A 19160-nucleotide genomic window follows, 5' to 3' on the forward strand; every position below is an offset into this window, starting at 1 on the left:
AATGATACCAGTCTCCGTTGTTCCGCGCAAGGCGCGACACTTCGTAGCCGATGATGATGCCGACCCGCCCCATGCTGACTTCCGTCACCAGTCGCTGGAATCCGCTCCCGGCTGCGCTGTCGCTGCCTGAGCGCCCCCTGATCTTCGTCTATCACCTCGATGCGCTCTGCCGACCACCCTAACCCAATCGCCCGCCCCACCATCTGCCGTTGGTTGACCTGGCTCTCCGGGTTGCGTACCACTTGCTGGAGCGTGGATTGCCGAATATAGACGTAAGCCATCCGCGCCAAGTGCTTCTCGCTCACTTTGCTGGACCTTCACGCTGGCTCATCGCACCGCTCCTCGTCCAGCCGCTCCCCGGCAGACCTGCGCCACGATCCGACGCGCGCGTTCCTGTTGCGCCTCCGTCATACTCCCCACACTGCGGCCGGTGCCATCAGACTCGATGGCACCGGCCGCAGTTCCGTCTTCTCCTCTCATCTGGGCATCCATCCGCGTCCTCCTCTGGCCCGGCGATGATCGCCGTGTAGTGTGCCAGCAATTGTCTGGGTCGCGAGCAGCGGCATCGTCCGTCCGCACAGGGGGTGGCGCGGGTCGGTGACGGTAATAACGTCCGCAGAGAAAACAGGTTGCGATGCTTGGGGTGTAGTTTGTTGGTTACAGCACCAGCGTATCCGCGCTGGCGAACCGTCCCAGCGCCGGGTCGTAGTATCTCGCGTTGTAGAAATACAGCCCGATGCTGGCATCCTCACGTTGACCCGTGAACCGGTAGGTCGTCGGCGTCGCGCCGACGGGCGTCCCTCGATTCTCCCCCCACGGCTTGTACCACAACTCCCCCGTGCGCACCCCGGTCGCGTCCGCCGTCACGCTGGTGCTGCCCAGGTGATCCCCGAACAGGTAGCTCACCGCACCGTTCTTGCGCAGCGCCACCCGCTGACCACCCGCCTCATAATACTTCACCACCTCCGACACCACCAAATTGTCGAACAGCACGTTGGACGCATCGGTGCGCAGCGAAAGGTAGCTCCCGCTGAGGAGCGGCGTCGTGTCAGTCCAACTCCCCAGGTAGACGTTGTCCCGCCACACTTGCACCTTGCCCGTCAGCGGATCGTAGATCACCTGGTAGCTGTGCGTCTGCCCGGCCGTATTGCTCGCCGTGAAACTGGCCCGCTGCGTGGCGGTGTTGCCGGTGCTTTCGTAGATCTTGACTGAGGTCGCATCCTGCCACACCCGGTAGCTGTTCCCGCGTTCCGCACCCGCGGCCGCACTCGCCAACAGGTACATCCCCGCATTCGCGCCGCTGGTAAAGGTCGCTTGCCACCGGTAGACCAGCAATTGGTTCTGCGTCTGCGCCCGGTACGCGTTGGTGTTGTTGGCGGTTCCGCTCTGCCGGTAGCCACCAGTCGTCACCGCCCACGTCCCGCTGCTCGCCGTCCAGCCCTGCGCCAACCCATCGCTGAAGTCCTCACGATAGACCGGACTGACCTCCACCAGCTGACCCACATAGTTCGTGATGCTGGCGCTCTCGCCGCTGCCAAATGTCGCCTGCACGCGGGCGCCGTCTGCATCGTAGAGAAAGCTGGCTGTGGCCGCACCGCTGACACTCGTCAGCCGATTCTCAGCGTCGTAGCCCAGGGTGTAAGTGCTGGCCCCAATCTTGCGCCGTCGCATGTTGCCATTCTGGTCGTAGCAATAGCTGTTGCTCCCCGCCGTCACCACCGCATGCGGCTTGCCCAGCAGGGTCAAGATGCCATCGGGACAGTCCGCTGCCTGCGCGCCGTAGGTGTAGCTCACGCCCGCCTTGCTCGTCAGGTTGCCGTTGGGATCGAAGCCATAGGTTTCGCTGTTGTAATTGCCATTCGTGCCGCCGCTCGCCACCGCGTTGGTCAATCGGTTCAGCGCATCATAGGTGAAATCCTGCAACTGTGGATTGCCGATCTTGTAATCCTTGATCCAGTCCACATTGCCGGCCGCATCATAGGCATACTCCAGCTTTTGCAGGCTCTCGTACGGGCTGGCTGTCCCCGTCCTCAGCCACTGCAGGCGAAAATTATCGCTGCGATAGCTGTAGTCGGTGGTCAGGATGCCGGCGGTGCTCCCAAGCCTGCGCAGTTCCACCTGGCCCAGCACATTGTAGGCTGTGTCGCCAACGTAGGTATTCTTACCGATGGCGGTCTTCACCAAACCCTGTGCCGCGTACGTGTAGTTGACCACCTCACCGTCGGGGTAGGTCAGGCTGGTCATCCGATCGGCGGAATCGTAACTCCACTGCGTGACGAATGTCCCGCCGCCGGTTCCGTTGATGACCTTGCTCTCCTGCGTTACTCGTCCGCGCGCGTCGTAGGTCCAACTCGCGCTGCCCGAACCGTCGCTCATCCCTGTGCGCCGACCCGTGCCGTTGGCGCCGCTGTCATACGTGTAACTCACCGCCGTCGCACTGCAGCCACTCGACCCGCTGTAGGTCTTGTTTTTCACCCGGCTGAGGCCATCGTAGCTGAAGGTGATGACGCAACCCCGCGCATCGGTCTGCGTCACCAGGTTGCCCGCCGCATCGTAGGTGTAACTCCAAATGCCCATGTCCGGGTCCTTCATGCGCGTCTTGCGCCCCAACAGATCGTAGGTGATATCGGTCACCGCGTTGTCCGGCCCGATCATCTGCACCAGCCGATCCCCGATGTCATAGAAGTAGGTCGCCTTTGCATACGCCGTCGCGCCCCAGTCGGGCTGCCCATTGACCGTGGCCAGGTACTGCTGCACCCGGTACAGCCGCCCCACCGCGTCGGTCTCCGAAATCGTCTGCCGGTTCAGCGCATCCAGCACCGCCGTCTTGCGATCCTGGTAGAAGCTCTTGACCGTCGTGCCGTCCGCCTGCGTCACCTGCGTCACCCGGCCCAGGCTGTCATACTGATAGGCCGCCTGTGGTTGCGCCCAGTCCGGCGCCCGGTACCCGCCCAACGCCGCGGTGTAGGTGTAGGGTACGCTCGTTCGCAGCACCCCCAACGGCTGGTATTGCGTGTTGGCGATGATGCTCTGACTGCTGCTCGCCGCCTCCGCCTGCGTCTGCACCACCCGCCCCATGCCGTCGTAGAAGGTGCGACTCTCCAGGTAGTAACTCCCGCTCTCCTTCTGCTCCTGCTTCATCCAGTACGGCGACCCCGCGCCGGCGTAGTGGGTGTAAGTCAAGCGCAGCGTCGGGTTGGTCGCATCGTCCCCCGGTTCGATCACCTGCGTCTGCCGCCCCCACTGGTCGTAGCTGTAACTGGTCGTCGCCAGGTTCGGGTCGCGCACGCTCGTCACCTGCCCCAGCACCTTGTCCCAGGTGTAGGTGGTTGTCCCGACGAGCGGCGCGATCACACTCGTCGGCAAGGCGTACAGCATCGGCCAGGCCCCGGCCGTCGTGTCGTAAGCGGTCGTGGTCATGTGGCCCAGCGTGTCGGTCACGATCGTCGAATTGCCCCAGTCGTCGTAGAAGTAGCCCGTGTCCGCCCAACTGCCCCCGCAGCTCGTCTGCGCTACCCGCACCTTCGTCACATCCCCCTTGCTCGGCGTCTGTGCGTAGGATGTCTTGTTGTCATAGAAATAGCGCGTTTCCCCGTTGCACGCGTCCGTTGCGTCTTTCAGGAATTGTTGCGCCGGCCGGTTTACAATGTAGACGCTGCCTGCGTTGGCCGGGAAGTAGATCATCTCCTGCGAGCGGTACAGCGTTCCCACCGTGTCGCTGTAAGTGCGCACAGCCGTCACGTTGCCGTACTGCACATTACTCTGGCTCGCCACCTGGTATTCGTACGTCGTCGCCTGGCTGCTCGCCCCTAGCGTGTTGGTCACGATGTCGCTGCGCACCCAGTTGGTACCCTTCGTCGTCACACTATTCCACAGCATCCCCACCTGCGCCAGGGTCGTCCCGGCGCTCGACTTCGTCACTTGCTGGTAGACTTTGCCCTTGCGCGGATCGAGCGCGTTGCCGTTGCGCTGGTGATAGCTGTTCTCCACCACCCGGTACAGCGTCCCCGTCCCGTCCTGCACCTGGCTGCGCACGAAACTGTAGCCGCCAAACTCGAAGTTATCACATTCCGTTCCCGTCATCCACGCCCGCGGGTTCTGATGGTCGTACACCGTGCGCTGCACACCGCCCATCCCATCACTCACCTCCATCTGGCTCACCCGGTAGCGGCTGGTATTGCCGCCACATCCTTCCATCCAGATATAGGGCACATTTGTTTTTGATAATATAAAAGTAGGCCAGGGGAGATGAATTTGATGATCGAAAAGAGAGCCACTTGGACGAAAATTGCTATCATTGGGGGGTGCGAAGAGCACCAATTCTAATGATAGCGAGGGAGCAATGGTCACAGTGGACGAACGCGAGATCATCCGACGAGCGTACTACTTGGAACACAAGACGATTCGGCAAATTGCGCGTGAGTTGAAACGCTCACGAACAACGGTCGAAAAGGCGATTGACGAGGCAAAGCCAACAGGATACAAGTTGACAGAGCCTCGGCCAGCGCCGGTATTGGGGGCGTACAAGGCGATGATTGACGAGTTGCTGGAAGGGAACAAGAAACTACCACGCAAACAACGTTACACAGCGCACAAGATGTTCGAGGCGGTGCAAGCGAAAGGGTATAGCGGTGCAGAATCAACCGTGCGCGGTTACATCAGTGCATGGCGGAATGAGCACAAACGACCGGCGACATTCTTGCCGCTAGAGTTCGATGCGGGCCGGGATGCCCAGGTTGACTGGGGCGAAGCGGATGTGATGATGAACGGAGAGCAGATCACCGTTCAGGTGTTCACGATGCGCTTGAACTACTCCCGCCGAACCTTCGTTCGGGCCTATCCTCGGCAAAACCAGGAATCATTCCTGGAGGCTCATGTGCAAGCGTTCCACTTCTTTGGTGGAGTTCCGCAGCGATTGAGCTATGATAACCTCAAGACGGCCGTCTTGCGTATCTTGCAGGGTCACAAGCGCGAAGAGCAACGCGCGTTCACGGTCTTTCGCAGTCACTATCTGTTCGAGAGTCACTTCTGTACGCCCGGCGAAGGGCATGAGAAGGGAGGGGTCGAACACGCCGTAGGATATGGGCGCCGCAATTTCATGGTGCCACTGCCCAAGGTCACCTCCTTCGAGGAACTGAACAATCACTTATTAGCAGCGTGTCAAGCCGAAGATAAACGCCGGATCAAAGGACAACCTCACACCATTGGCGAGGCGTGGAAGCAGGAATGCTCCGCTCTGCGCCCCTTGCCCACCTGCGATGTGGCATGTTGCGTCACCGTGCCGGTGGTGCTGACCCCGTACAGCCAGGTTGCTTTCCAGACCAACCGCTACTCAGTTCCCGTTGATGACAGCTATCGCAACCTGATTGTAAGGGCCTACCCATTTCACATGGAGGTCTTGCACCTGGATAAAGTCATTGCCAACCATGCCCGCTGCTATGCACGCGAACAGGATATTTACGATCCGCTGCACTATTTGACTCTCCTGGAACAACGACCCGGCGCCTTCGAACATGCCAAACCTTTGCGTCAGTGGCGTTCCCGGTGGCCAGCGGTCTACGAGAAGTTCTTAGCCAAACTGAAAGAACGATTGTCGGATGGTCAGGAAATTCGCGAGTTTGTTAAGGTGCTCAAATTACACCGAGATTATCCCGAGACCCTTATCGAACAAGCGATGCATGCGGCCCTTCAACTCGGTTGTATCCATGCGGACGGCGTCACGCTCTGCTTGCACCGTTTGGCCCATCCTGATACCCCTGTCCCGACCGTTGATTTGACCAGCCAACCCCACTTGCAGCAGATTCATACGCAACAAGTTGATCTGGGTCGCTACAATCAATTGTTACAGGGAGGTCAATGATGCAATCAACCATGCTGCTGGATACCTACCTCAAACAGCTCCAACTCAGTACTTTCCGGCGCAACTATCACAAATTCGCCGAGGATGCGGCCAGCGCCAACCTCAACTATGAACGCTATCTCTTGGCCTTGACCGAGCAAGAGATAGCTCAACGCGAACGCAATCGCCAAATGCGCCTCATCAAAGAAGCCCGTCTTCCAGTCATCAAGGAACTGGCAGACTTTGATTTCACGATGCTACCCCAGTTCAACAAGGCGCAACTCCTCGAACTTAGCAAGGGCAACTATATCCGTAAAGCCGAACCTATTCTCATGGTTGGCAATCCAGGCTTAGGAAAAACCCATGTGGCCATTGCCTTGTCTCTGCTGGCCTGTCGCCAGGGTCACAAAGTCCGTTTCTTCAATGCCGCCGGCCTGGTCAATGAACTGATCCAGGCCCAAGACCAACATTCCTTGACCAAGTTCATCAAGACCGCCGCTTGCTTTCAGGTCGTCGTTTTGGATGAACTCGGCTTTATCCCCTTCTCAGCCACCGGCGCACAACTCATCTTTCAGTTCTGCTCCGCCTTGCATGAAAAAGTCGCTCTCATCATCACCACCAACCTCCATTTTGCTGAATGGACGCAGGTCTTTGGTGATGAACGCCTCACGGCCGCCCTCTTGGATCGCCTGACCCATCGCGCCCATATCCTCGAATTCGTCGGCGAATCCTATCGCTTCCGTCAGCGCCTCCAAGTGGTCACTGGCGCTCCCCCGCCCCCTAACCTGACATCTCGCCCCATAAAGGAGGACCCACCACCCACTGAGCATTGACCATAACCGTTGGCTCCGACTCAGGAGTCTGAAAGCAGGGCTGGTCCTGCTCGCCGTCGCCATCGCACGCGCAGTGTAGCACAGCCCGCCAACTCGTCAATGGTCAAGATGAACCGTGGAATTTGACCGGCCCAACTGCAGGGCCGGTCAAATTCCACCGGAATGTGCCAATAGCTTTGAGACAACTCAAGGTCGGAATTTAGTGTACGGGCTAGAGGTGCTGGCGGCTCCGCGAGACGGCAGAGCCAGTTGGCGCCGACTGGAGCGGAGCTCGCCGCACCGAACGTCAGGGTTTTTCGCTTTGTTGACAGTGTAGCTCCCTGCTTGGGGGCGATGCAGGCAGAGCCACATTCATGCGACTCTGCCCAGCTACACCGTCAACGGGATCGGCGCTCGTGTCGCTCCCCAGCGGCGCACTATCCTCCGTCCCGCTCACAGCAGTGTAGCTTAAGGGCGGCAAAGGCGCAAGTGGGAGAGCGATTGCGTCAGGCGTGACGAGCGACTCGACGCCGCCGCTCGGCCTTCGGCACTACTTCCGGGTCTGGCGTGTTGACTGCATCGCCCCCACGCTGGTCGTCATGACTGGCTTGAACGGTTTTTTCGTCTGACATGTACAATTCTCCCTATCTGAATTGTACACTAAATTCAGCCGCTGAAGTGTCTCACGCTTCATTGGCACAGTGGGTTGACCAACCCATCCCGAGATTCATGACACCCGAAATCTAGGGGTGGCCTATTTTTCGATTGTCAAATGGCCTGGTTTGTCATCATCAAACGGCCCTGTTTTCAATTATCAACCGCTACACCCCAGTAGCACGACTGGCCCTATTTTCGTTCATCATTTGGCCTACTTTTCGTTTGACAAAAACACACATTCGCGTAGCTGTAGGTGACGCTCCCGCCCTGCCCGTTGTTGGCCGTCTCCAGCAGCGTATGGTTCTTCCAGCCGTTCTGCGTCCCGACCGCACCAATCCGATAGCCAAACGTCCACGCCGGCAGCGCACCCCCATTCTTGCCCTGCTCCGTGATGCTCGTCAGCCGCATGATCCCTTTATTGTTGCTTTGGTCGAACCAGTCGTAGTCCTGCGCCAAAGCGTATGTCCGCGCTGTGGTGAAGCCACTCCCGCTACTGCGCACTCCAACCACGATGCTCCGCAGGCGCCGCAAGCTGAAAAGGCTTCGTGATCCGTAGCATATGCCCCCGGCACGTTCCAGTCGGCACGGTCAGCAAGGTAGTTGAAATCAATCTGTACCGTCGCTGTATTCACTCCTGCAGCAAAATACTCGATCCGAGCCGGTTGCAGTGCTCGTACGTAATCCCCGCTTGTGCCGCTGTCCGGACAATACACGTTTAGCTTCTCGTCACTGTATGTTACTTTGATCCGGTTCCCATGTGTATCGAGCACCTCCGTCAGATGCATTTCCCGAGGGCGTTGGCCGCAGTTGCGCGTCCGAATCCAGGCCGAACCATTATTCCATTCGGTCGTGGTGTCGCTGAAGCCACCGAAAGTGTATTTCGTGCCGTCTGGCGACCACACCTCCCACTTGTTCCCACTATCCATGTTCCCCACATGCGCAATGCGCACGAAGCTCTGCGGCTCCGTTTGCCAACCATCCGTCGTTTGCTTCAGCTCGAAGCCGCCGCCTGCATACCCCAGGTATGCCTTGGCCGGGGTCCCTCCGTGCGCCAGCGCGATCGTCACCTGCCCCAGGCCGTTCAAGCTCCACCCCCAACCGACGAAACTGGCCTGGCGATTGAAGGTGATCGCATTCAATGCATCCTGATTCACATGCTGTGGCGTTGCGGTTGGCGTTGGCGTGTTCCCCGGTATTGATGTGGGTCCTACCGTTGCTGTAATGTCGTACGACGACAACCCCTGGCGGATGCTGTTCACCCCTTCGCTGCTGTAGCCCAGGCTCAGATTCAGTCCCAGCCCGCCCGGCCCCGGCGGCAGCGCCAGCGGATAGCCCAGGCTGCTGTTGCCGCTCCACTCGTCGGTCACGAACCCATGCACCGTCGGTAGATGCTGTGCGCCATAGCTCAACGACGCCGGCGCACCCAGACCAAACAGCCCGGGGCCGTCCAGCCGCGCCGTTAACTGCCGACCGACCACGTCCATCTCGCTGTCGAGCGCCTGCCACGTCTCGGCCGCATCCTCCCACCGGTACAGGCGGATCGTCTCCGTCAGCGCAATGTCCGGCGCGAAGCGGTAGGTCAGGCTGACCAGGCTCTCGAACGCTGTCACCGCCGCGCCCTGCCCATCCTGCGCCTCCAGGCCAAAATGCATCGTCAGCCAGGCCGGCGTTTCCTCCACCCGCGGCTGCGGCAGATAGCGCAGCAAAGTCGGCGCACTCACCGCGCCCGGCCGCGCCTCCACCTGCACCCGTCCATCCGCACTGAGCAGCACCCCGCCCTCGCCCGGCGTCAACCACACCTCATCCGGCCCAGGCGTCGCCGTCGGCGTCGGCGTACACTCTTCATCATCCTGGCAGGGCGACGATGTGGCCGTGGGCGTCGCCGTGGCCGTTGGCGTTGGCGTACACTCCTCATCCTGGCAGGGCGGCGGCTCGACCGTCGCCGTCGGCGTGGCGGTCGGCGGTTCTTGCGTGGGCGTCGGCGCACAGTCCTCGCCCAGGCACGGCGCCGCGGTGATCGTGATCGCCGCACTGGCCGCCACCCCTGTGCCCACCTCCTCGCTCACGATGGCCGCGGTGTTGGTGATGACCTGGCCGCTGACCTCCGCCAGCGCCTGCGCCTGGAACGTGCCGGTCAGCGTCGCGCCTGCGGCCAGTTGGCCGATGGCCCACTCCAGCCGGCGCTCCACCTCCAGGTAGCTGAATTCCCCCTCCCCGGCCGGCCAGTAGGCCAATTCCAGCGGCAGGGTATCGCTCACCACCAGCCCGCTCAAGCCGCGATCGGCCAGGGTGTTGGTGATGACCACGGTGTAGGTGACGACGCCCGCCGGCTCGACCTGCCGCGGCGCCGCGGCCAGCGTCAACTGCACGACCGCAGGCGCGGGCATCGCACCAGGATCGGAAATGAGATCGAAATTGGGATCAGGGGACATGAGTTTAGTAGCGGTATTTATCTGGGGGGGGGGGGTAGCAGCCGCCGTGGAAAAGAGCAGGCTGAATACCACCAACAGATGAACCAACGACGGCAGGCGCGGCGCGAGCCGGCCGAGAGCAGAATGTCGAGCAGAGAGAAAAGAGAAACTAGAAGAACGGCGTAACATGACAACGGACTCCTTTCGTGCAGCAATCGAAACGGATGGGGTCAGGGACATTTTCCTGACTGCTGAAGGAGGTCGCGGGCGGGAGAGAGCACTCTCGCCAGGGACTCCCGAAGGCGGGAGACGACTCGGAAGGCGGGGGGCAGGCTTGTAACTTATTACAGCATATCACGCGCGCAGCGATCTGTCAAGAGTCAAAATTTGGGCGCAGCAATTCTGAATTGGGTGGACGATTGACCACAAGGAACGCATAGAACACAAAGCAACGGCAGCAGATTCGCAGATTGGCGGCGTCTTTGCGCTCTTTGTGTTCTATGTGGCAAAAATCCGCCCATCTTTCTCTCCCACGAATTCCACTAATTTGTGTGAGCAAGAAAGAGACCTCACACCGGGACACAAAGAACACAAAGGCGCCAGAGAACACTCCTTTGCGTCCCTGCGCCCTTGCGTTGACTTGATGCTCCATCCGCTGCATTCACTCGCCCGGCCGTTTGCCGATTCGTTCGTTCACAGGGTAAAATAGAAGTATCCCCTGGCAACGGAGGCAAACATGTCACTCAAAGAACAACTGACCCAGGAAATGTACCAGGCCATGAAGTCGCACAGTGTGCTCCTGCGCGATACCCTGCGCCTGGTGATCACCAGCATCAAGTATGCGGAAATGGAGGTCGGTCACCCGCTCGACGATGCCGAGGTGCTCGATGTCATTCGCCGCGATGCCAAGCGCCGGCGTGAATCCATTGCAGAGTTCAGCAGGGGCGGCCGCCAGGACCTCGTGGATCAGGAGCAGGCGGAACTGAACATCCTGGAAACCTATTTGCCGCAGCAGATGGGCCGCGCCGAGATCGAAGCCCTGGTGCGCCAGGCCATCACGGAGCTGGGCGTCAGCGGCAAGGCGCAGTCTGGCCTGCTGATGAAACACCTGATGGCGCAGCTCAAGGGCCGCGCGGACGGCAAGCTGGTCAGCCAGGTGGTGCAGGAATTGCTGAAGTGATCAACTGAGGACTAACATGGACGTTCTCGAATCTCAAATCAACAACAACGATCCCGTCTTTCAGCACAACCAGGCGCACAACCAGGCGCTGGCCGCTGAACTGCGCGCGCGGCTGGCCGATGCCCGGCAGGGCGGCGACGCCAAGGCCCATCAGCGCCACCAGGAACAGGGCAAACTCCCCGTGCGCGACCGCCTGGAGCGTCTGCTCGACCCCGGCGCGCCTTTCCTGGAGCTTTCCCCACTGGCCGCACAGGGGCTGTATGGCAACGAAGCGCCGGGCGCCGGCATCGTCACCGGCATCGGCCTGGTCAGCGGCCGCGAAGTGCTCATCATCGCCAACGACGCCACCGTCAAGGGCGGCGCCTACTACCCCCTGACGGTCAAGAAGCACCTGCGCGCGCAGCAGGTCGCGTTGGAAAATCGCCTGCCCTGCATCTACCTGGTGGACTCCGGCGGCGCCTTCTTGCCCATGCAGGACGAAGTATTTCCTGATGTGGACGATTTTGGCCGCATCTTCTACAACCAGGCCCTGATGAGCGCGGCGCGCATCCCGCAGATCGCCGCGGTGATGGGCTCCTGCACGGCCGGCGGCGCGTACGTGCCCGCGATGAGTGATGAAACGATCATCGTCAAGGGCACCGGCACCATCTTCCTGGGCGGCCCGCCGCTGGTCAAAGCCGCGACCGGCGAAGAGGTCAGCGCGGAGGATCTGGGCGGCGCCGATGTGCATACCCGCGTCTCCGGCGTGGCCGATCATTACGCGCTGGATGACGAGCACGCGCTGGATCTCTGCCGCGGCATCGTGGAGACGCTCAACCGCCCCAAGTCCATCGGGCTGGAGGTGGCGCCGCCCGAAGAACCGCTCTACGATCCGGCCGAGCTGTACGGCGTCATTCCCGCCAGTTTCAAGACCGCGTACGACGTGCGCGAGGTCATCGCCCGCCTGGTGGACGGCAGCCGCCTGCGTGAGTTCAAGGCGCTCTACGGCACGACCCTGGTCTGCGGCTTTGCCCGCATCTACGGCTACCCGGTGGGCATCATCGCCAACAACGGCATCCTCTTCAGCGAATCGGCGCTCAAGGGCGCGCATTTCGTGGAGTTATGCACCAGCCGCGGCATTCCGCTGCTCTTCCTGCAGAACATCACCGGCTTCATGGTGGGCCGCGCGTACGAGGCCGGCGGCATTGCCAAAGACGGCGCCAAACTGGTGCATGCCGTCGCCAACGCGGCCGTGCCCAAGCTGACGGTCATCATCGGCGGCTCCTTTGGCGCGGGCAACTACGGCATGTGCGGCCGCGCCTACGGCCCGCGCTTCCTGTGGATGTGGCCCAACAGCCGCATCAGCGTCATGGGCGGCGAGCAGGCCGCCAGCGTCCTGCTGACCGTCAAGCAGGATCAACTGGCGCGGCTGGGCAAGCCGCTGCTCAGCGCGGAGGAGCAGGCCGCGTTCAAACAGCCGATCCTGGACAAATACGAAAAGGAGGGCAGCCCGTATTACTCCACCGCGCGGCTGTGGGACGACGGCATCCTCGATCCGCCGGAGACCCGCCGCGCCCTCGGCCTGGCCCTCTCCGCCTGCCTCAACGCGCCCGTGCCGCAAACGACGTATGGGGTGTTCAGGATGTAGGAGCGGCTGGCGCCAAAGCGAGATGGAAATCACCGTTGAGAACGCGGAGAGTGCAGAAAAGGATAACTCATGAGTCTGCCGCAACGCCAACCCTTACTAACCCCCCAGGAGTACCTGGCGCGTGAGCGTGAGGCCGCGACTAAGAGCGAATACTACGCGGGCAAAGTCTATGCCCTGGCCGGCGCCAGTCGCAATCACAGCGCCATCGTGCCCAATCTCGCTTACCTGTTGATCGGTCAATTGAAGGGCCGGCCATGCCAGGTTTTTACCAGCGACATGCGCGTCAAGGTCAGCGCCAGCGGACTGTACACCTACCCGGATGTGGCGGTCGTCTGTGGTCGGCCCCATTTCGATGACCAGGTCGAGGACACGCTGCTCAACCCCACGGTCATCATCGAGGTGCTGTCCAGGTCCACCGAGGCCTACGATCGCGGGGAGAAGTTTGCGCACTACCGCACGCTGGAATCGCTGCAGGACTATCTCCTGATTGCGCAGGACATTGCGCGCATCGGGCATTTTACGCGCCAGCCGGATGGCGCCTGGCTGTTTGCGGAAAGCAGCGGACCCGACGCCGAGGTACACATCCCATCCATTCAGTGTCGGTTGAGCCTGGCCGAGGTCTACGACAAGATCGAACTGATTTCGCCCAGCAGCCCCGCGCGCTTCCGGGTCATCAGAGAAGAAGCCGCAGAGTTTAGCCATTGATGGATGAGGTCCCGATGCAGAGGGTTTCAACGCAGGGGCGCCAGGACGCAGGGGCTTTTCGGGAGGAAAACCGTATGTTCGATAGGGTTCTAATTGCCAACCGGGGCGAGATTGCGGTGCGCATCATCCGCGCCTGCCAGGAGATGGGCATCCGCACGGTGGCCGTCTATTCCGAGGCCGACGCGCAGGCGCTGCACACCACCCTGGCCGATGAGGCGGTGCTGATCGGGCCGCCCGCGCCCGGCCAATCGTACCTGCGCGCCCACACGATCATCCAGGCTGCGGTGGAGCGTGGCTGCCAGGCCATTCATCCCGGCTACGGCTTCCTCTCCGAAAATGCCGACTTTGCCGCGGCCGTGCGCCGGGCCGGCCTGGTCTTCATCGGCCCCACGCCGGAGGCCATGGCCGCGATGGGCAGCAAGACCGCAGCGCGCGCCGCGATGGCCGCGGCCGGGGTGCCCATGGTGCCCGGTTTCCAGGCCAGCGACGCCGACGCCGATCTGATCGAAGCGGGCGAGGCGCTCGGCTTCCCGCTGCTGGTCAAGGCCGCGGCGGGCGGTGGCGGCAAGGGCATGCGCATCGTGCCGCGGCCGCAGGACCTGGCCGACGCGCTGCAATCCGCGCGGCGCGAGGCGCACAACGCGTTTGGCGATGACCGCATCTACCTGGAAAAATACCTGACCGCGCCGCGCCACGTTGAATTCCAGGTGCTGGGCGATCATCACGGCCAGGTCATCCACCTGTTCGAGCGCGAATGCTCGGTGCAGCGGAGGCATCAGAAGATCATCGAAGAGACGCCGTCGCCCTGCCTGACGCCGGCGCTGCGCGCCAACATGGCCGCGGCCGCCGTGCAGGCCGCGCGCGCGGTCAACTACACCAACGCGGGCACCATCGAGTTCCTGGTGGATCAGGAGCGCAACTTCTACTTCCTGGAGATGAACACCCGCCTGCAAGTGGAGCATCCGATCACCGAAGCGGTGACCGGCGTTGACCTGGTCAAGGCGCAGCTGCGCGTCGCGGCCGGCGAGCCGCTGCCCTTCAGCCAGGCGCAGATCAGCCAGCGCGGGCACGCCATCGAATGCCGCATCTACGCGGAAGACCCGGCCAACCAGTTCCTGCCCAGCATCGGCCGCATCCTGACTGCGGTCGAGCCGGTTGGCCCCGGCGTGCGCGTGGACGCCGGTATCAGCACCGGCAGCCAGGTGATGCTGCACTACGACCCCATGCTCGCCAAGCTGATCGTCTGGGATGAGGATCGCGCCGAGGCCCTGGGCAAAATGGCCTGGGCGCTGGAGCACTACGTCATTCTGGGCGTCGCCACCAACATCCCCTTCCTGCTGGCCGTCATCCGGCACCCGGTCTTTCAGGCGGGCGAGGCCACCACCCATTTCGTGGAAGAGCACTTCAGCGATTGGCAGCCGGCCGCCGATCCTCTGCCCGACGAGGCGCTGATCGCCGCCGCGCTGTCCGATTTCCTGGAAGGTCAGGCGCTCGCTGGCGCGCCCGCGCCGACCGGCGACCCCTTCGATCCCTATAATCCCTGGCGCCAGGCGGATCACTTCCGCCTGGGACACGGCCGCTGAGAGAAACGGATAACGGCTCATGGACGCGACGCCAGTCGGCGCAGGCCGACTTTGCGGCGGAACGCCCCTTCGCCCCGAATTCATTCGGCGGCTGAGCAGAAACGGAACATCATGCCCTGCAACTTCACCTTTGCCCATTACCGGGAAATTCTGAGCGAGGCCCGGGCGCTGGGCTTTGCCTGCGTCAGTTTTCAAGACCTGCTCGACGGCAAGGCGGACGGCGCGGCGCGCGTGCTCCTGCTGCGTCACGACATTGATTTCACCGTGAACAACGCGCTGCGCCTCGCGCAGATCGAGCACGAGTTGGGCGCCACCGCCACCTACTTCGTGCGCCTGCACGCCGTGCATTACAACTCCCTGGCGCTCGCCACCATGCGCCAACTGCACGAGATTTAGCGCCTGGGCGGCGAGTTGGGGTTGTATTATGAAGCGCCCTACGTGGCCGCGCTGGGCTTCGACGACGAGGAAGGGCTGCGCCGCGAAAAGCTGATCCTGGAGACGGGGCTGGCGATCACGGTGCAGGGCGTTTGTCCGCACGAGGTGGTGCGCACCAACACGATGGTGCTGCCGGAGGCGGCGGTCAGCGCGGCGGGCTTTCGCTACCAGGCCTATGCGCCGCAGTTCTTCGGCGGCTTGAAGTATCTGAGCGACAGCAGCGCGCGCTGGCGTGAAGGGTGCGTCTGCGGCTGGCTGGGCCGTGTGGATCGTCTCTACGTCCTGACGCACGGCTTCTGGTGGTACGAGCAGACGCCGCTGGAAAATTACTGAAGCGTGAGCGACCGCAAGGGTGCGCCCCTACTACACATGCACGCGCAGCCGCCAGGTGAGCGTGCTGTGGGCGGCGACGGTGGAGAACGCGTTCCAGGCTGGATCCACCGCGCTCGCCAGGTCATCAGGCATGCCGCTGCATGGTTCCAGTCCCAGGTTGTAGTAGGGCGCGCTGCCCGCGCCTGACCAGCCGCCGTAGTTGAGCCACAGCCCCACGAACGGCGTCACACGCACGTCGAACTCGAAGCGCAGCTCGCGGCCGGTTGCAGGATCGTAAAGCGCGGCCCAACCCTCCGTCAACGGCCCCACATACAGCTTGGCGGCCCAGGCAGCCTCCGGGCCAGGAACGTGTGTCAAGTCCAGCGCGCCGGCGGCCGGCCAGGTGAAGCGCCCAGGCAGATGACCGTCGCTGCGCACCGGGCTGCCGGGAGGCAGGCGCAGGTGCATCCCCGGCGTAATCGCCAGCAGCGGGTGCGCGCACCAGAGAAAGGCAAACGGCGCCGGGCTGAGGTTGGTCAGCTCATAGGTCATCTCGAAGGCCGGCTCAGCGGCCGCCAACCGGATCGTCCGCACCAGGCGATAGGGGAACTGATCGCCAGTAGTCGCCAGCCGCAGGCAATCGGCGGCCTCCTCGACTTCCCACGCCTGCGCCCACACCTCGCCATGATCCCGAATCGGGCGACCCTGCCAGGGCGGCAGCGGATAGGGGCCTGGCCCCACCGCGGGAAAGCACTCATCCCACCCGCCCACATCGGCTTCACGGATGTACGACGTAGCGACCGTGGGCAGCCGCCAGGGCAGGTGGGGATTGCGCCACAGCCACTCATGACCGTCGGCCGCGCGCAGCGAGGCGATCTTGGCGCCCCAGGCCGGAATGACCGTCAGCGTCACGAAGGGCGACCGTCCGATAACGGCCGGCAGGCCGTCAACGACGGATGGTAAAAACACCGGTGTGGGTCGTGCGGAATTCATGTTCGAGATTGTTCCTTTGCGGTTGATTGTGGGGGTCGGCGTAAGTTTACGCCAGGCTGCCCGCTTACGCAAGTGCGTCCGCGCGCACACAGGAATTCCAAATGTACCCGGAATCGAGGCTTCAGCCGGTCTGCCACAGGGTTCTCAAGCGCCCAATAACCGGCTAAAGCCTTCATTCCAGATGCCTTCAGCGACCACATTTGGAATTCCTGCTCAGCGACTGGGTGGCTTGACGCCAGGCGCAGGCAGGGGTAAAATTTCAACCGCAGGCGGGATTTCGATGGCTGATCGCTTGTTGGTTGCATGGTTTTCAGGAGGGGGCGATGAAGTTTCCGTACGGCATCAGTGATTTCCTTCAGGTGATGAGCGAAGGCTATTTCTATGTGGATCGCACCGACTGCATCCCGCTGCTCGAAGACCTGGGCAAGCAACTGCTCTTCCTGCGCCCGCGGTGCTTCGGCAAGTCGTTGCTGCTTTCCATGCTGGCGAACTATTACGACGTGGCCAGGGCCGATCAGTTCGAGCTGTTGTTCGGTCGCCTGGCGATTGGTCGCGCGCCCACCCCGCTGCACAATCAGTATTTTGTCATGCGCTGGGACTTTTCGCTGGTAGCCGCCCAGGGCACCGCCGAAGACATCACCCAGGCCCTGTATCGGCACGTCAATGCCCGCATTCACGATTTCGCTGTCCGCTACCAGGATCGCTTGTCATCTCCCGTCGAAATCTTCCCTACCGACGCGGTGGCATCCTTCGAGTCAGCGCTGACAGCCATGCGCCACACTCCTTACAAGCTCTACCTGTTGATTGACGAGTACGACAACTTCGCCAATGAACTGGCCATGGGCGGTCACCCGGCCGGCAAGAAACGCTACGACGCGTTGCTGCGCGGGGAAGGCACGCTCAAAACTCTCTTCAAGGCGGTCAAGGGCGGGGCCAGCGGCTTTGGCGTGGACCGCGTCTTCATCACCGGCGTCTCGCCCGTGGTCCTCAGCGATCTCACCAGCGGTTACAACGTCTCGGAGACGATTACCCTGCAGCCGGAGTTCAACGACCTGTGCGGCTTTCGCGAGGACGAAATCGCCGTCACCTTGCGCCAGATCACAGCGACCTGCGGGTGGGCCGCGGCGCAGGCGGATGAGGCCCTGGAGATGGTGCGCACCTTCTACAACGGCTATCGCTTCACTACGAACATGGCGGCCGAGCGCATCTACAACCCCACCCTGGCGCTCTACTTCTTCAAGCATTTCCAACGCGCCTGCGGCTATCCCGAAAACATGCTCGACAGCAACCTGGCCATGGACCGCGGCAAGATCGCGTACATCGCCAGCCTGCCCGGCGGCGGTCAGATCATCCTCGACGCGGTCAACGGCGCACCAACCCTGGCGGTCTCGGCCCTGGCTGACCGCTTTGGCGTGGAGGACATGCTGATGGCGGTCAAGGACGCGCCGTTCATGGCCTCGTTCCTCACCTACTTCGGCGTGCTCACCTTCGGCGGACGCACGCCGTCAGGCGAGTTGATGCTGACGATTCCAAACCTGGTGGTGCGTCGGCTGTACGTGGAGCGTATCCAGGACATGCTGCTGGCCGATCGGCATCTCCTGGACGAAGGCCGGCAAGCGGCGCGCGGCCTGTGGCAAACCGGCAATCTGCAGCCGCTGTGCAACTTCATCGAGCAGCGCTACTATCCCGTGTTCGACAACCGGGATTACCGTTGGGCGAACGAGCTGACGGTCAAGACGGCTTTCCTGACCCTGCTCTTCAACGACATCGCCTACATCATGGATTCGGAGACTGCGCTGGCGCGCACCTACGCGGACCTGACCATGATCGTGCGGCCGGAGATGCGCCAGTATGAGCTGCTCGACATCCTGCTGGAGTTCAAGTACGTGCCCCTGAAAGAGGCGGAGCTGACCGGCGCGGCCGCGCGCGCGCTCAGCGCGGCGGCTGTGGCTGAACTGCCGCTGGTCAAGGCCCGGCTGGCGGAAGCGCTGGCGATCCTGCCGCAGACGCGCGCCGGTCTGCTGGCGCGCTACGGCGAGCGCCTGCGCCTGCGCACTTTCGCGGTCGTCTCGCTGGGGTTCGACCGGTTGGTGTGGCAAGAGCTGAATGTTGAGCGGAGCTTGGAAGGAGAAGAATAGATGCGCGCGGTGATCCAGCGCGTCAGCCGGGCCAGCGTTACCGTGGCGGGACAGGAGGTTGGCGCCATTGGCCGGGGATTCCTGGCGCTGGTGGGCGTCACCCATGACGACACCCGCGTCGAGGCTGAGTGGCTGGCGCGCAAAGTGGCCGGACTGCGGCTGTTCGGGGATGCCGCGGGCAAGATGAACCAGGGGCTGCGGGAGGTCGGCGGCGCGCTGCTGGTCGTCCCGCAATTCACGCTTTACGGGGATGCGAGCCGAGGGCGGCGGCCAGATTTCACCCGGGCCGCCCGTCCCGAGCAGGCCGAACCGTTGGTCGCCTACTTCGTCGAGCGGCTGCGCGAACAGGGCCTGGCCGTCGCCACCGGCCAGTTTCAGGCGCACATGGAAGTGACGTTGGTCAACGATGGGCCGGTGACTTTGTGGCTGGATACGGCAGATTTGATCTGAGAACGACCACCAGAGGCC

At 62.4% G+C, this 19160-nt stretch carries 14 protein-coding genes; 10 read left to right on the forward strand and 4 right to left on the reverse strand.

Features of this window, described 5'->3' with window-relative positions; genetic code table 11:
- Positions 1 to 657 precede the first annotated feature (657 nt).
- Complete coding sequence (locus IPM84_04400; protein ID MBK9092011.1) at positions 658 to 4212, reverse strand: RHS repeat-associated core domain-containing protein; 3555 nt, start codon at positions 4210 to 4212, stop codon at positions 658 to 660.
- A 130-nt stretch (positions 4213 to 4342) separates the two neighbouring features.
- Here IPM84_04400 and IPM84_04405 point away from each other — a divergent pair, with 130 nt between their 5' ends.
- Positions 4343 to 5860 carry an IS21 family transposase gene (locus tag IPM84_04405; protein MBK9092012.1) on the forward strand — a complete coding sequence of 506 codons (1518 nt, stop codon included), beginning with the start codon at positions 4343 to 4345 and terminating at the stop codon, positions 5858 to 5860.
- The gene (locus IPM84_04410) at positions 5857 to 6672 is read left to right on the forward strand and encodes an ATP-binding protein (GenBank protein ID MBK9092013.1); all 816 of its coding nucleotides are present in this window, start codon (positions 5857 to 5859) and stop codon (positions 6670 to 6672) included. Before IPM84_04405 ends, IPM84_04410 begins: the two co-directional genes overlap by 4 nt.
- A gap of 825 nt (positions 6673 to 7497) precedes the next feature.
- On the opposite strand, the gene IPM84_04415 is transcribed toward IPM84_04410, so the two are convergent.
- Positions 7498 to 7764, reverse strand: a complete 267-nt coding sequence (locus IPM84_04415; GenBank protein MBK9092014.1) for a hypothetical protein — start codon at positions 7762 to 7764, stop codon at positions 7498 to 7500.
- Positions 7707 to 9908 (reverse strand): DUF11 domain-containing protein, encoded by a 2202-nt coding sequence (locus IPM84_04420; GenBank protein ID MBK9092015.1) that lies wholly within the window; start codon positions 9906 to 9908, stop codon positions 7707 to 7709. The genes IPM84_04415 and IPM84_04420 overlap by 58 nt, the downstream gene beginning before the upstream one ends.
- Before the next feature lie 547 nt (positions 9909 to 10455).
- Between IPM84_04420 and IPM84_04425 the strand changes: the two genes are divergently transcribed.
- The 6 genes from IPM84_04425 to IPM84_04450 all read left to right on the forward strand — a co-directional run bounded on the left by IPM84_04425 (position 10456) and on the right by IPM84_04450 (position 15582).
- The gene (locus IPM84_04425; GenBank protein ID MBK9092016.1) at positions 10456 to 10899 is read left to right on the forward strand and encodes a GatB/YqeY domain-containing protein; all 444 of its coding nucleotides are present in this window, start codon (positions 10456 to 10458) and stop codon (positions 10897 to 10899) included.
- A gap of 16 nt (positions 10900 to 10915) precedes the next feature.
- Positions 10916 to 12526: a methylcrotonoyl-CoA carboxylase gene (locus tag IPM84_04430; protein ID MBK9092017.1), complete on the forward strand. Its 1611-nt coding sequence runs from the start codon at positions 10916 to 10918 to the stop codon at positions 12524 to 12526.
- Between the two features lie 69 nt (positions 12527 to 12595).
- The gene (locus tag IPM84_04435) at positions 12596 to 13231 is read left to right on the forward strand and encodes a Uma2 family endonuclease (GenBank protein ID MBK9092018.1); all 636 of its coding nucleotides are present in this window, start codon (positions 12596 to 12598) and stop codon (positions 13229 to 13231) included.
- A gap of 74 nt (positions 13232 to 13305) precedes the next feature.
- Positions 13306 to 14814: an acetyl-CoA carboxylase biotin carboxylase subunit gene (locus tag IPM84_04440; GenBank protein ID MBK9092019.1), complete on the forward strand. Its 1509-nt coding sequence runs from the start codon at positions 13306 to 13308 to the stop codon at positions 14812 to 14814.
- Positions 14815 to 14925: 111 nt separating this feature from the next.
- Positions 14926 to 15210: a hypothetical protein gene (locus IPM84_04445; GenBank protein MBK9092020.1), complete on the forward strand. Its 285-nt coding sequence runs from the start codon at positions 14926 to 14928 to the stop codon at positions 15208 to 15210.
- Positions 15211 to 15225: 15 nt separating this feature from the next.
- Entirely contained in the window at positions 15226 to 15582 is a 357-nt protein-coding gene (locus IPM84_04450) for a hypothetical protein (GenBank protein ID MBK9092021.1), read from the forward strand.
- Positions 15583 to 15612: 30 nt separating this feature from the next.
- Here the strand turns inward: IPM84_04450 and IPM84_04455 are convergent, their stop codons facing one another.
- On the reverse strand, positions 15613 to 16554 hold the full coding sequence (locus tag IPM84_04455) for a hypothetical protein (protein ID MBK9092022.1): 942 nt from the start codon (positions 16552 to 16554) through the stop codon (positions 15613 to 15615).
- Positions 16555 to 16877: 323 nt separating this feature from the next.
- On the opposite strand from IPM84_04455, the gene IPM84_04460 reads away from it, so the two are divergent.
- On the forward strand, positions 16878 to 18692 hold the full coding sequence (locus IPM84_04460) for an AAA family ATPase (GenBank protein ID MBK9092023.1): 1815 nt from the start codon (positions 16878 to 16880) through the stop codon (positions 18690 to 18692).
- Positions 18693 to 19142 carry a D-tyrosyl-tRNA(Tyr) deacylase gene (locus IPM84_04465; protein ID MBK9092024.1) on the forward strand — a complete coding sequence of 150 codons (450 nt, stop codon included), beginning with the start codon at positions 18693 to 18695 and terminating at the stop codon, positions 19140 to 19142. It abuts the gene before it with no gap.
- Positions 19143 to 19160 lie beyond the last annotated feature (18 nt).

The sequence above is a fragment of the Candidatus Amarolinea dominans genome (genome assembly GCA_016719785.1).
GTDB classification, from domain to species: domain Bacteria; phylum Chloroflexota; class Anaerolineae; order SSC4; family Amarolineaceae; genus Amarolinea; species Amarolinea dominans.